Consider the following 13,755-nt stretch of genomic DNA (forward strand, 5'->3'; position numbering starts at 1 on the left):
AGACAGGCATTAGGGATGGTTACACCCTGATCCCTGCTTGAAGAGCACTCCCTATAACTAATTTACTAGACTCTTTGAGGGTTGTTTTTCGTACACGTCTGAATGCAATGGTTCTTATGTGCTAGAATCCGCTTAGAAAATCACACTCGACGTGGAAGTCTCTAGGGCGGAACGATGCCAGCGATTAAGAACGCGCCTCTTGTAGAAGCCATTTTTGAAATACGGTGGGGAAGCAAGGGGCAAAATAGCTTTGAGTTTTCTCAAGATGAGCAATCCCTGCTGCCAGGAAAAGTAGACGCCTTTGCTGCTGAAGCAGGTTTTCCTCTATCCGAGTCCATTGGATCCCCCGCCGGCCCAAACAATATTGGTCTACCACAAAGGATTTCTTACCGCTTCCGTCCTGGAGAAAACCAGTACCCATGTCTTCAGTTGGGAATGGGCATATTCACTGTGAATCAGTTGGAAGCCAGCTACAGCTGGAATAGTTTTTTATCTAGTATCAAAGACGGCGTTAAAATTCTTCTCAAAGCGAATCCTGGCCGCTTGGCTAGATTGCCAGACTCTGCCTGCCTAGCTCTTAGATATCAGGATGCGTTTTATCCCTCAGACGAAGGATGCACCTCTCAGGCATTTATCCGTAAGCACTTCAACGTCGACGCATCGCTGCCAGATAATTTTCTTGGCGATAATCGGCTTAATCCTTCAAAATCTGATTTAAGCTTTAAGATCTCTACGGATATTAAAGAGCCTGAAGGTCGCATAACAGTCTTCATCACCGACGCAATCATATCTGGAAAGCGGGGCTTGCTTATGGAGACCATTGTAGAAAGCCCAATTGGTAGCTTTTCACTTAATAGTATTTCGGAAGATCATTTATCCGATTGGTGCGAAAAGGCTCACCAGCTTCAAAAGCATGCATTTGAAACATTAATCAAGCCTTCAGCCTACAAGCATTAAGGAAGCGTCATGGAATACGCTATCGACCACAATGCGTATATAAGCACTGCGACGGCAGACATTCAGCGCATGTATGACACCCAAAGCTTTCAGCCAGAAAGCAAGTTAGAACAAGGGGTAGTCTTAGCCTTTAATTATCCCGATGACGAATTTAACTCGATCATCACTGTAAAGCCATCATCTTTCGACTATAAGATGCTTACAGAGAAATATGGCTGGGTAGAAGAGCTGTTTTCAAAATATGGTTCCCTTTCATCTGTAGCTAGCACAGCTCCGTTTTACAAAGAAATTACAAAACTGTTGATTGCTACAAACTTCTCTGATGTGGATGCCCTAATCCGATGTGTCGCCCCTCAAGAGTGTTCCGACCTTTTCTTGATCGGGTTGGCTAGGCTTACCCTCGGATATAAAGATGATCTGCCCAGTTGGAAGGGATACGTTCAGGATGTGGTTCGGGAAGCAACGAACCGGAAAATCGATCAAAGGGCACTCTCTGGTTTGGTTTAATGCACTTAGACTGCACTCATTACTCACAGTTTGAAGATATTGAGATATTGGCTGTAGCTATCTCTCGACCTCGACCAAGCCGCAAGCAACAACATGCAGGCATTATCTTTAGGGATGCCACTGGAGAGCTGAAGTTATTAGATCTCCAGTGGCATTATTCTCTGAGCCTTGCCCCTCCATCCGACTCCTTTATTTGGGTGGATGTCCCACTGGATGATATTTCAAAAACACACTTGGCCACCGTTTGCCAGGTAATCGCCGACCTCAATCAAGAAGAGGGCATTCCGTATTCGATCTCAACTGAGGGCGCATCAATCCTGCATACAGGAGAGTTTTTTGGCGAACACCTCCACTCAGGATTTACCTGTGCCACTTTCGTCCTCGCTATCTTTGAATCTCAAGGCTTTAAAGTTGTTGACTATAGGAACTGGATATCTCGGCCAAGCGACAAAAAATGGCAATTTCAAATAATCCAGAACCTCCAACGGTCTGGTGCAACTCCAGAGTACATCGCTGGACAGGTAAAGCAGCTCTCTGCGGGAGCGGACCGATTTAGGCCAGAAGAAGTCTGTGCTGCAATCAGCGTAGGTTCTTGGCCGGCAGGGTACGAAGAAACAAAAGAGCCAGCAGCAAAAGTGCTTGAGTATACAATCCAACACGCCACCAATACACACGCCTAGCCCTTGCAATCTTACAACTTCATATTCGAAATTTGAGCAAATAAAGCCCTATTTACGCATCGCCGGTTTTACGTCACAAAGAGAGGCAACAACACCCAAACAGGGGTATATCTGGGGGCATAAAAAAGCACACAGAATGAATTATTTATGACAAAAATATGTTAACAGCGCAACAAAATTGGACGCCGTCGACACCAAACGCTCTAAAAAAAGCCCCTGATTTCAGGGGCTTTTTTATGTCAGGATTTCTCCCCCCGCTCCTCCCCATCACTCACCACCTTCTGCACCTCTGCCACCTCACCGGTCACCGAGCGCACCAGGCGGCCCATGTAACGCAGGGTGAAGAAGTTCAGCGCGCTCAGGGCGATGGCGATCTCCAGGTGGTGGTAGGCGACGGCCACGCCGATGGCGCCGGTGTTCCAGATGCTGGCGGCGGTGGCGGTGCCGATGACGCGGCTATTGTCTTTGAGGATCGCGCCGCCGCCGATGAACCCGATGCCGGTGATGATGCCCTGCAGCACCCGGCCCTGTTCACCGGGGGAGTCGATCACGGCACGGCCTACGAGCATGAAGCCGCAGGAGACAACGGCCACCAGTGGGAAGGTTCTCAGGCCGATCCGCGGGCCCTGTTCCTCGCGGTCGAAGCCAATGGGGAACGCCAGCAAATAGGCGATGGCCATCAGTACCAGATGGTTGAGGGTGAGCATCCAGTCGACATCGAAATGGTTTTCCATCGGCGCTCCGGGGGTGGTGGAATGTGGTTTGCGTTGTCCGGAGACTAGACGGAGTCGCGGCTCACATCAACGTTTCCTGCTCCGGGTAAGGCCGACCGCCCCTGTCCTCCGGCCGCCAGAGATGGTAATTTCTGCCGATGCGCAACGGCGACGACCCAACCACCATGATCCAGCTTCTTGACCGCATCCGCGAATCCAGCGCGGGTGAGGAGCAGATGTCCGTGCGCGAGATTCTGGAAGCGGTCGGGGAACGTTCGTTCGGGCCGGTGGTGCTGCTGGCGGGTCTGATCACCCTGGCGCCGTTGATTGGCGACATTCCGGGTGTGCCGACCATCCTCGGGCTGGTGGTGCTGCTCACGCTGGGTCAGTTGCTGTTCCGCCGGCGTTCGATCTGGCTGCCGGACTGGATTGCCGGGCGGCGGATGCCGCAAGAGAAGCTGGTGAAAGGACTGGACTGGCTGCAGAAACCGGCGCGGTTTCTGGACCGGATAACCCGTCCGCGGCTGACGTTTCTGGTGCACGGCCCGGGGCTTTATGTGATGGCGCTGCTCTGCATGCTGGTGGCCGCGGCGATGCCGGCCATGGAGGTGGTGCCGTTCAGCGCCAACGGTGGCGGCGCTGCCCTGATGGCCTTCGGGCTGGCCATCATCGCCCGCGACGGGCTGGTGGCGTTGCTGGCCACCAGTGTCACCGGGCTGACCTTCTGGTTCATTCTCAACAATCTGCTATCCTGACCAGCCCTTCAGTTCTCAGAAGCCAGGCTGTCCTGCAGATCGCGGAAAAACTGTTCGGTTCGCTGGCGGATTTCCTGCAGTTTGGCGGCCCACTCCTGGCGGTTCCGCTCGAAGCTCTCGCTGCCGGTTTGTGCCAGCCGTTCACCGGCCTGCGCCAGGGACCGTGAGGCCTCGGCCAGTGTTTCCAGCGTCGGCTCGGCCAGCGCCTCGCTGCCGCGTTCCAGGTCGGCGGCGGCCTGCTCCAGAATTTCCCGATCCTCCGGCGGCGCCTGCTGGTTGTCCTCCAGCGCGCGGTCGACGGATTCCTCCAGCTCCTGCATGTAGTCTTGCAGAATCTCGCCGAAGTCGTTGATCGCCTCGTCCGCCCGGCGGGCCATCTCGTCGGAATAGGCCTCCAGCTCCCGTGCCATGTCGTTCAGGCGCTGCTCCATGTCACTGGAGGACGAGGAAAAGCGAGCGGTCAGCCGTTCACCCAGGTCACTTAGCTGATTCACCAGGCCGCTGAACGGCGACGGGTTAATCACCGCCTCGCCGGTGCGGGCGTAGTCCACCAGCCACTGACCGTCCCGCTCCACCAGGTAGGTGATGACCTCGAGGCGTTCGCTGGTGGCGCCATTTTCCGCCGGCAGGCGAGTCACGATGGTGGCCTCGGCGCTGTCGATCACCACCCGGCCGAAAGAGGGCACCACGTCGGCCCACTCGCGCTGGAAGCGGTCAACGTCGTCAGTGCGGGTCAGGGTGGAGTATTCAACCACATCGCCGGCGTCGTTCTCGGCCATGGCCTGCCAGAAGGCAGCGGCGACTTCCTGGGGGGTGTCGGGCCGGCTGCAGGCGGAGAGCGCCATCGCCAGGGAGACCCAAACAAGCACGTTCAATGCAGAGCGCAGCATGCAACCGTTCCTCTGATAACCGATGGGTTGCCGATCATACACCGGTTACAGGTTGCAGGTCAGCTCCGCCAGTTCCTCGTCAAACACCCGCCGGTTCTCGCTGTAATCCACCGGCACATCCACCAGATGTACGCCGCCGGCAGCCAGTGTCGCTTCAAGAACGGGCTTCAGATCCTCCGTCCGGGTCACCCGGTGGCCGGCTGCACCGTAGGATTCGGCGTATTGGACGAAATCCGGGTTGCGGTAATCCAGGCCGAACTCGGCAAACCCTTCCTGAGCCTGTTTCCATTTGATCATGCCGTAGGCGCTGTCGTTGATGATCAGCACCACCAGGTTCAGTTGCAGGCGCACGGCGGTTTCCAGCTCCTGGCTGTTCATCATGAAGCCGCCGTCGCCGCACACCGCCATCACCTTCTGGCGGGGATACAGCATGGCCGCCATCATCGCGCTGGGCAGGCCGGCTCCCATGGACGCCAGGGCGTTGTCCAGCAACACGGTGTTGTTGTCGTATGCGGGGTAGTTGCGGGCAAACCAGAGTTTGTACATGCCGTTGTCGAGCGCAATGATGCCGTCCTCCGGCATCACCTGGCGCACGTCGTGGACAATCCGCTGGGGGATCAGCGGAAACCGAGGGTCCTCGCTGCAGGAGGCAAGGTGCTCGTCCACCGACGCCTTCACTTCCATAAACCGGCTGAAATCGTGGTTCGGGCAGGGGCCACAGTGCTCCGCCAGGTATTCCACGCTGTTGGCGATATCGCCGACCACCTCGTGCTGGGGAAAGTACACCGGGTCCACGTCGGCGCCGCTGAAATTCACGTGGATCACCTGCTTGCCGCCGGGGTGCATGAAAAACGGCGGCTTCTCCACCACGTCGTGGCCCACGTTGATCACCAGATCGGCGTGATCAATGGCGCAATGGACAAAATCGCCGGCGGACAGAGCGGCATTGCCCAGATAGCGCGCGTGTCGCTCGTCCACCACGCCCTTGCCCATCTGGGTGGTAAAGAACGGAATCTTGCTGGTGTTCACCAGATGAATCAGCGCCTGGGATACCCGCTTACGGTTGGCGCCGGCACCAATCATGATCAGTGGGTGGCGGGCGCTGCGGATCATCTCGCAGGCTTTCTCCAGGCTCTTGTTGCTGGCGGTGGGGCGGCGGGCATCACTGGGCTCGAAGATATGGGTATCGGCAGCCGTATGTTCAGCCGCAATGTCCTCGGGCAGCTCCAGGTGGACCGCCCCGGGGCGCTCCTCGGAGGCCAGTCGAAAGGCTTCCCGCACTTTCGCCGGCACCGTGTTGGCGTTGCTGATCTGGCGAGTGTACTTGGTCAGCGGGCGCATGAGGTCCACCACATCCAGAATCTGGAACAGCCCCTGCTTCGACGACTTGATCGGTTTCTGGCCGGAGATCATCATCATCGGCATGCCGCCGAGCTGGGCGTAGGCGGCGGCCGTCACCGAGTTGGTGGCGCCTGGCCCGAGCGTGGACAAACATACCCCTACCCGACCGGTCAGCCGGCCATAGGTAGCGGCCATAAACCCGGCGGCCTGTTCATGGCGGTTCAGCACCAGCTTAATGCGGGATTGCCGCAGGGCCTCCAGAAAAGCGAGGTTTTCCTCTCCCGGAACCGCGAAAATGTATTCAACGCCCTCACTTTCCAGTGCCCGTACAAAGATTTCGGCACCGTTGAAACCGGTGCCTTCGTTGCTGTCTGCGCCGGACATACCCTCTCCTGATTCAGTAGAACGTTTACTATCGGTTACGCGTCGGACGGTGGCGGCTCAGCCTGCAACGAGGTGTTGGCGGGTACCCGGTCCCGTCCCCAGCTGTTATGTATTCGATCGATAACCCGTTGCAGTTCATCCTGATCCACGTCGGCCGGCTCGCCACGCTCAAGGGGGTCGTAGTGGTAGATGTACAGGCGCGAGGCAAACTGCTCAAACGGCAGCGACGCTTCCCCGAAGCGTTCGCCGTTGCGCGCAGTGCTGACCACAATGTCGCCACCCCAGTTCTGGCCGCTGTCGTTGTTGGGGTTGAAGAAATACACCCGCATCACGTCTTCCGGGTCCAGCGCCGCCCGCAGGATGGTGATGGCGTGCCAGCCGATGAACCGGGCCGCGCTGTCGGTCACTGCCACGCCGGCTGGCTGGGGATGAATCAGCGGCTGGTTGCCGTTGTAGAAGGGGTGGTAACTGGCATAGAAGTGGCGCAGAAAGCCTTCCGCATCCTGCAGGTTGCCGGTTTCCACATCCACGTTGATGGCAAAGCCGCGGCCGGCGGACCAGCCATGGAACTCCGGGTTGACCCACTTGTGAGGGTCACCAGGGCGGTCGGCACACAACCGACCCATCTCCGCATAAATACGGTCCAGATGCGGCACCACCACCAGGGATACCGGATCCAGATCGAGGGTGATTTCCGATGCAACGCCGCCCTCACTGCGGGCGGAGGACACCGGCTTGCCCTCGAAATGCATGATGATTTCGTTGTCCCGGGCGGCCCAGGCCACCATTTGCAGCAGGTAATCGGGATCGTTGTAGGCCCACATGGACAGCGCCCGGGCCGATTGGCAGGTGGGGTTGTTACCCTGGCCGACGCCCAGTGGCTGGCCGAGCATGTTCATCACGCCCTGGATCAACCAGGCGTTTGGCGCCGGCGAATACCCATAGGCCAGCTGGATCCGTTCACGGGCCGCGGGGCAGGTCGTCAGCAACACCTGACGCCACAGCGCCGGCGCCACCGGCGGCTGATAGAGAATGCCCCGTTCCAGCAACAGCGCGAGGCCGTAGAGCCCCTGCGCGGTTTCGGGGAATACGCCGGCGCTGATCAGCGCATGCACCAGCTCCTTGTAACAGAGCAGGCAATCCCGCCCGGTGCTGGACAGCCCCAGTGCTTCGGTCAGCAGACTGTCCTGCTTCTCGAGAATGTGGCGCACAAATGCCGCGTGGTAGGGCGACACCAGCCCGGTGTCGTGCATGGCGCGGGCAAAGCCGGTGGCCTCGCTCTGCAGCGCCATGGTGTCCATGGATAGCAACCGGTCTTCATACACCGCAATGCCCGGGTCCTCGCGGCAGGCCTGGGTGGGTCCGTACAGGCTGGATATCAAGCGCTCTGCGCCCTGCCCCGCGCCACCCAGATCAATCGCCGGATCAATACGGCACAGGGCGATCTGAGTGATCATCCGGCGCACGCTGGTGACCTGGATCGGCCGCTGCTGCAGGATGCGCCAGATCTCATCGATCAGCCGGTCGATCACATGTTCGTAGCCAATTTCCTGGGCGATATGCTGGATCACGCCGCGGCTGATCAACGCCAGCTTGCCCTGTTCGCGCTCAGCCTCCCCGCCCTCACCGAACAGCAGGCTCAGGTTGATGGCCAGCACCTGGGTCAGGTAGTGGTGGGCCTGTTCTGCTGACATGGAGGGGTGCAGAAATTCGCCCCTCGCAATCGCCAGCAGCCGCAGTTCGCTGATGGATTCGATCACCACGGTATCGGCGTTGGGGCTTTGCAGGGCGCTGGTGGTGAGAAACGGCAACAGAATGGACGGTTCCGCCCAGTCTGTGCCGATAAAAACCCCCGCCATTTCCAGCTGTTCCGCCCGCGCCTGGACAGCCGCAAAGCCTTCCGGCTGCAGCATCACGCGGCGCGCGGTATCGAACAGCCGCGGCAGCTTGCCCGCCTTGGCGAACGGGCGGCTGTCCGCCAGCGCCGCTATCGCTTCATCCAGTCGCTGTACCAGCTTGTCGAAATTGACCGCCGGTACGGCGCCGCCAGCGTCGGAGTCGCTCAAACTGTCTTCCTCAGGGCCTGGGCCAGGCCCGTGTTAGTGATTCCTGACGGAATTATACATAGAAATCCAGTTCTTCCTGATGCTTGAGAAGGTCCCTCATCACGTAAGGGTCTTCCCCGAAGAAGTAGATCAGGCCCCAGTGCGTGCCGAACGCCGTGCGTTTGGTGACGGTTTCCTCCACCGGCGGCGTCAGCTCGTGGCTCTCGAAGTACTCGTGGTTTTCGGTTTCCTCGGGCATCTCCAGTTTGCTGACCACCCGGCGGCGCGGGTAAACGCCGAAACAGCCAGCGTAGCCTTTCGCGTCCACCACCTCTTTCGGGAAGAACGCTTTGATCTCCTCCGCGGTGGTTTTCGGGTCGAACGACAGAATCAGGCCCTGATAGGCGTTGAAGCCATAGGCGCGCTCCAGCAGCTCGAACACCTTGAAGCCCGGCGGCCGATACGCCACTTCACCAAAGTACATGGTGCCGTCGCTGGTCACGAAGTACTCCGGGTGCACGAAGCCGAATTCAATGTCGAAGGTCTTGATCAGTTTTTCGATCTCGGCGGTGATCTGCGGCCGGTATTTCTCGAGGTCCGGCGTGGCCGGGACAAAGACCGAGTAACCCAGGGTGACGTATTCCGAGATGTTCAGGAACGCGATCTTGCCGTTGTGGACCCATGCCTCCACCGCGAACTCCCAGCCGTCCAGGTGGGATTCCATCAACACCGGGAATTCCTCCTCGGGAATGGTGTCCACTTCGTCGGGCGTGCGGATGACCCGGTGGCCCAGGCAGCCGGCTTTGTCGAAGGCCTTGAGATGGATAGGGTCGTTGGGGTCACCGTCCAGCTTCAGCAGCGTCTGGTTGACCCGTTTCAGGAAGCGCACCACGTCTTCCTTGTCGTGGGCTTCCTCGAAAATGCCCACGCGAATGCCGCCCAGCTGCGCCCGGCGTTTCATCAGTGCCTTGTCGCGCAGCAGCATGGCCTGACCGAACAGCCGCGGGCTGTCCATCAGTACCGAGTTGATGGCGCCGGCCCACTCTACGGTTTCTTCGAACAACGGAATGGAAACGTCCACCCCCATGTCTTTCAGGGTCTGGGCAATTTCGAAGGAGCGGTCGTTCAGGCGTTCGAAATTCCAGGGAACGTAGGGAATGTCGTGTTCTTTGCAGTAGGCTTCCGCCCAGTCGGGGGCCACGACCACGTAGCGGCGGTCGAACTTGTCGGCTGCCTCAATGGCATTGAGGCTCCATCCCAACAGAGCGATATATCCTTTGTCCGTATTGAACGTTTGCTCAGTCACAGCAGAACTCCTTTCAGGGGATGTCACTTCTAACCTATAGAGTTTGGTGCAAATCGCAAATATTCCGAGGCACAAGGCATAAAAAAACACCATGAACACAAGCGGTAAGGCCAGTACTCATGGTGCTTCCGGGGTTTTTATATCAATTTGAACTATGAGCCGAGTTTCAGGGTGCTCAGTGTTCGTTCGCGTACGCTCCGGAGCAATTGCTCATCGTCAACCAGGGACTGGCCGTAGGACGGCACCATCTCTTTCATGCGCTCCTGCCACTGGGGCGTGCTGATCTTGTCCGCGAAGCAGCGCTCGATGACATCGATCATCGCGTGAGCCGCTGTCGAGGCGCCTGGCGAGGCGCCCAGCAGGGCGGCCAGGGTGCCATCCTGCGCGGCAACGATCTCGGTACCGAACTCCAGTTTGCCGCCGCCTTCCGGGGTCTGCTTGATGATCTGTACCCGCTGACCGGCACTTTGCAGCTTCCAGTCTTCCTCCTGCGCGTCCGGAAAGAAGTTGCGCAGTGACGCCACCCGCTCGGCGTGACTCTGGAACACTTCCCCGATCAGATAACGGGTCAGGTCCATGTTGCTCTTGCTGACCGACAGCATCGGGCGCAGGTTGGTCGGTTTGACGGAGCCAAACAGATCAAACACCGAGCCCTGCTTCAGGAAGCGCGTGGTGAACCCGGCGAACGGGCCAAACAGCAGCGCCGGCTCGCCATTGATGATGCGGGTGTCCAGGTGCGGCACCGACATGGGGGGCGCGCCAATGGGCGCCTTGCCGTATACCTTGGAGTAATGCTGCTCGACAATTTCCGGCTTCTGGCACACCAGCCACTGGCCGCTGACCGGGAAGCCGCCATAACCGCGGGCCTCGTCAATGTTGGATTTCTGCAACATCGGCAGCGCACCGCCGCCGGCGCCGAGAAACACGAAACCGGCTTCCAGTTTTTTCACCACGCCGGTTTTCTGGTCCTTTACCCGCACCTTCCAGCGGCCGTTGTCGCGCTTCGCCAGATAGTGCACCGGGCTGCTAAGCATCAACTCGAAATTGGGGGTGCTTTCAAGATACTCGACCATGCTGCGGGTCAGCGAACCGAAGTCCACGTCGGAACCGTGGCGGATCCGCGTGGCGGCCACCGGCTGCATGGGATCACGGTGTTTGATCACCAGCGGCATCCACTCGGCCAGGTCGTCCGGCGATTCGGTGTATTCCATTTCCCGGAACAGGTGATGGGCACTGAGTTTCTGATACCGGCGCTTGAGGTACGCCACATCCTTCTCACCCCAGACAAAGCTCTGGTGCGGGGTGCGGTTGATGAAGGTCTTGGGTTCGGGCAACTTGCCCTGCTCCACCAGCCACGACCAGAACTGCAGAGAGACCTCGAACGAGGCATTGATCTTCAGCGCCCGATCGATGGTGACATCGCCATCCTCGGTTTCCGGGGTATAGTTCAGTTCGCAGTAGCCGGCGTGCCCGGTGCCTGCGTTGTTCCACCCATCGGTGCTTTCATGGGCAACGTGATCGAGACGTTCCACCATGACGATGTCCAGTGATGGGTCCAGCTGCCTGAGCATCATGCCGAGGGTAGCGCTCATGACGCCCCCGCCGACCAGCACTACATCTGCCTGTCTTACGGCCATAGGTTTTCACCCTGCTTGGTTTTGAGCCTGTTACCTCTCCACGATCAGCAGAAAGGCCTTTGGGAAGCCTGCAGAGCAAGTGAGGTTGAGGGCCCGGCAGTGGCTTCCTGTCCGAATGTGTGGCGCGATTATCCTTTTTTTTGCCTCAGGAATAAATTGCGATAGTCAACGGGTTGGTTTTGCGCCCCGTCTGCGGTATCGAAAACCCGTAACTGAACCTACGAGCGGTGGCTCTCGGCGGGTCAAAGGTCTAAAATCCGCCGGCAATAAAACCACCACCCGTTTTCAGGATGCCCTATGCTCAGTCTCGAGCCTGTGTTGATTATTCTGGCCCTGCTGGCGCTGCTCGGCGTGATTTTCGAGGAAGTCCTTCACGTCAACAAAGCGAAGATCACGCTGTTTTTCGGCACCCTGTGCTGGATTCTGCTGTTCCTGTTCAGCAACGATGCGGCACAGACCTCGGCGATCAATGCCGGCTTGTCCGAGAGCATTGCCGAGATTGCCGGCTTATGGCTGTTCCTGGTCGCGGCCATGACCTTTGTCGCCTACCTGAACAAGAAGGGTATGATCGAGAATGTGGTGTACCTGATCATGCCGAAGCAGGTAAGCGAGCGGAAATTACTGTTTCTGACTGGCCTTTTCTGTTTCATCTTCTCGTCTTTGGCGGACAATATCACCGCCACTTTAGTCTCATGTTCGCTGATCCTGTCGCTTGACCTTGAGCTGAAAAAACGCATTCAGTTCATCACCCTGGTGGTATTTGCGGTGAACTCGGGCGGGGTCTCGCTGATCACCGGCGACGTCACCACCCTGATGATTTTCCTGGCCGACAAAGTGGAAATCCTCACGCTGCTGACCCTCGCCATCCCCGCGTCCATCACCGTGTTCATCCTCGCGGTGCTGCTGTCCCGCGGGCTCGATGGCACGGTCACCCTGAAATCGACGGTGACTGAGGTCAGGCCGGTGGACGCCGTGATCGGCGTGCTGTTTCTGCTTACCATCATCGCCACCATCAGCGGCAACGCCCTGTTCAGTATCCCGCCAGTGCTGACCTTCCTGTTCGGCCTGTCGATCATGTTCCTGGTGTCGCGCTTCATGAGCGATGACACCGATCTGGATCCGATTCTGGAGTACATCCGCGTCATCGAGTTCGAAACGCTGCTGTTTTTCCTCGGCATCCTGCTGCTGGTGGGTATGCTCAAGGAAATTCAGGCGCTGCAGTCGCTGGTAGCCATCTACGACGTGCTGCCTCCGGTGACGGCCAATTACCTGATGGGGATCTTCTCGGCAGTCATCGATAACGTGCCCCTGACGGCGGCGTTACTGAAGTCCGGTATTGAAATGAGCGGCGGCGAATGGATGGGGCTGACCTACGCCGTTGGCGTGGGCGGCTCCCTGCTGGTGATCGGCTCCGCGGCGGGCATTGTCGCCATGAGCAAAATCCCCGGGCTGACCTTTGCCAAGTATATGCGTTATCTTGGCCACCTTTTACTGGCATACACCCTGGGCTACGCCGGGGTGATCATGCTGGGTCGTTTCATTCATTGAGGACATTCTATGTTGATGGCTATTACCGCCATTATTGCCGGGCTGGTATTGCTGGTCTGGAGTGCCGACCGCTTTATTGAGGGCGCCGCCGCGACCGCCAAACATCTGGGCATGCCTTCGCTGCTGATCGGCATGGTGATCATCGGTTTCGGCACCTCGGCGCCGGAACTGGCGGTGTCGGCCATGGCCGCGGCCGACGGCAATCCCGGGCTGGCGCTGGGCAACGGCTACGGCTCCAACATCACCAACATTGCGCTGATCGTCGGCCTGACCGCGCTGATTGCGCCGATCGCCGTGCACTCCCAGGTTATTCGCAAGGAACTGCCGCTGCTGCTGGTGCTGACCGCCATCGCCGGCGCGCAGCTTATCGATGGCGAACTGTCGCGGCTGGATGGCTGGGTGTTGCTGGGCGTATTCGCCGCAGTGATGGGCTGGTCGATTGTGCAGGGCATCCGCGGCAAGGGCGACAGCCTGGTCGGCGACACCGAGGCGGAACTGGTGGCACACCCCATGCCCCTGAAAACGGCGCTGGTCTGGCTGGTGGTGGGGCTGGTACTACTAATCGTCAGCTCCCGCATGCTGGTGTGGGGCGCGGTCACCATTGCCCAGAGCCTCGGCGTCAGTGACCTGATCATCGGGCTGACCATTGTCGCCATCGGCACGTCGCTGCCGGAGCTGGCGTCGGCGCTGGCGGCGGTCAAAAAGAACGAGCACGACCTGATTCTGGGTAACATCGTCGGATCGGGCATCTTCAACACCCTGGCGGTGGTGGGCCTGGCCGCCGCCATTGAGCCGCTGGCGGTGGACCCGGAAGTGCTGTACCGCGACTGGACCCTGATGGCCGCGCTGACACTGGGGCTGCTGCTGATGGCGGTGGGGATCACCGGCAAACGCAAGGTGGTCAGCCGGCGCGATGGCGCCCTTCTGGTGCTGGTGTACGCCGGCTACACCGGATATCTGGCATCCACGATCGTGGGTTGATGGCGCTTAGA

12 protein-coding genes are annotated in these 13,755 nt (G+C 58.7%); 6 read left to right on the forward strand and 6 right to left on the reverse strand.

Annotated features, from left to right (window positions below; genetic code table 11):
- Positions 1 to 174: 174 nt before the first annotated feature.
- The 3 genes from DYI22_RS06875 to DYI22_RS06885 are packed head-to-tail and all read left to right on the forward strand — an operon-like array spanning position 175 to position 2,144.
- Positions 175 to 957 carry a TIGR04255 family protein gene (locus DYI22_RS06875; protein WP_213477326.1) on the forward strand — a complete coding sequence of 261 codons (783 nt, stop codon included), beginning with the start codon at positions 175 to 177 and terminating at the stop codon, positions 955 to 957.
- A 9-nt stretch (positions 958 to 966) separates the two neighbouring features.
- Positions 967 to 1,464 (forward strand): hypothetical protein, encoded by a 498-nt coding sequence (locus DYI22_RS06880; RefSeq protein ID WP_213477327.1) that lies wholly within the window; start codon positions 967 to 969, stop codon positions 1,462 to 1,464.
- Positions 1,464 to 2,144 (forward strand): hypothetical protein, encoded by a 681-nt coding sequence (locus tag DYI22_RS06885; RefSeq protein WP_213477328.1) that lies wholly within the window; start codon positions 1,464 to 1,466, stop codon positions 2,142 to 2,144. The genes DYI22_RS06880 and DYI22_RS06885 overlap by 1 nt, the downstream gene beginning before the upstream one ends.
- 239 nt (positions 2,145 to 2,383) lie before the next feature.
- On the opposite strand, the gene DYI22_RS06890 is transcribed toward DYI22_RS06885, so the two are convergent.
- Complete coding sequence (locus DYI22_RS06890) at positions 2,384 to 2,878, reverse strand: MgtC/SapB family protein (RefSeq protein WP_213477329.1); 495 nt, start codon at positions 2,876 to 2,878, stop codon at positions 2,384 to 2,386.
- 137 nt (positions 2,879 to 3,015) lie between these two features.
- Here DYI22_RS06890 and DYI22_RS06895 point away from each other — a divergent pair, with 137 nt between their 5' ends.
- Positions 3,016 to 3,612 (forward strand): exopolysaccharide biosynthesis protein, encoded by a 597-nt coding sequence (locus DYI22_RS06895; RefSeq protein WP_213477330.1) that lies wholly within the window; start codon positions 3,016 to 3,018, stop codon positions 3,610 to 3,612.
- Positions 3,613 to 3,620: 8 nt separating this feature from the next.
- Here DYI22_RS06895 and DYI22_RS06900 read toward each other — a convergent pair whose 3' ends face one another.
- From DYI22_RS06900 to mqo, 5 genes are all read right to left on the reverse strand, one after another.
- The gene (locus tag DYI22_RS06900) at positions 3,621 to 4,502 is read right to left on the reverse strand and encodes a hypothetical protein (protein ID WP_213477331.1); all 882 of its coding nucleotides are present in this window, start codon (positions 4,500 to 4,502) and stop codon (positions 3,621 to 3,623) included.
- 45 nt (positions 4,503 to 4,547) lie between these two features.
- Positions 4,548 to 6,227: an acetolactate synthase large subunit gene (locus DYI22_RS06905; protein ID WP_213477332.1), complete on the reverse strand. Its 1,680-nt coding sequence runs from the start codon at positions 6,225 to 6,227 to the stop codon at positions 4,548 to 4,550.
- A gap of 35 nt (positions 6,228 to 6,262) precedes the next feature.
- A complete protein-coding gene (locus tag DYI22_RS06910) occupies positions 6,263 to 8,293 on the reverse strand; it encodes a hypothetical protein (RefSeq protein ID WP_213477333.1) in 2,031 nt (676 codons plus the stop codon).
- Between the two features lie 52 nt (positions 8,294 to 8,345).
- Positions 8,346 to 9,578, reverse strand: a complete 1,233-nt coding sequence (locus tag DYI22_RS06915) for an ATP-grasp domain-containing protein (RefSeq protein ID WP_213477334.1) — start codon at positions 9,576 to 9,578, stop codon at positions 8,346 to 8,348.
- Positions 9,579 to 9,730: 152 nt separating this feature from the next.
- Positions 9,731 to 11,215 (reverse strand): malate dehydrogenase (quinone), encoded by a 1,485-nt coding sequence (gene mqo, locus DYI22_RS06920; RefSeq protein ID WP_213477335.1) that lies wholly within the window; start codon positions 11,213 to 11,215, stop codon positions 9,731 to 9,733.
- 297 nt (positions 11,216 to 11,512) lie between these two features.
- Here mqo and nhaD point away from each other — a divergent pair, with 297 nt between their 5' ends.
- A complete protein-coding gene (gene nhaD, locus DYI22_RS06925) occupies positions 11,513 to 12,763 on the forward strand; it encodes a sodium:proton antiporter NhaD (protein WP_213477336.1) in 1,251 nt (416 codons plus the stop codon).
- A gap of 9 nt (positions 12,764 to 12,772) precedes the next feature.
- Entirely contained in the window at positions 12,773 to 13,744 is a 972-nt protein-coding gene (locus DYI22_RS06930) for a calcium/sodium antiporter (RefSeq protein ID WP_213477337.1), read from the forward strand.
- The last annotated feature ends 11 nt before the right edge of the window (positions 13,745 to 13,755 follow it).

Source organism: Marinobacter lipolyticus, assembly GCF_018424605.1.
Classification (GTDB): Bacteria; Pseudomonadota; Gammaproteobacteria; order Pseudomonadales; family Oleiphilaceae; genus Marinobacter; species Marinobacter lipolyticus_B.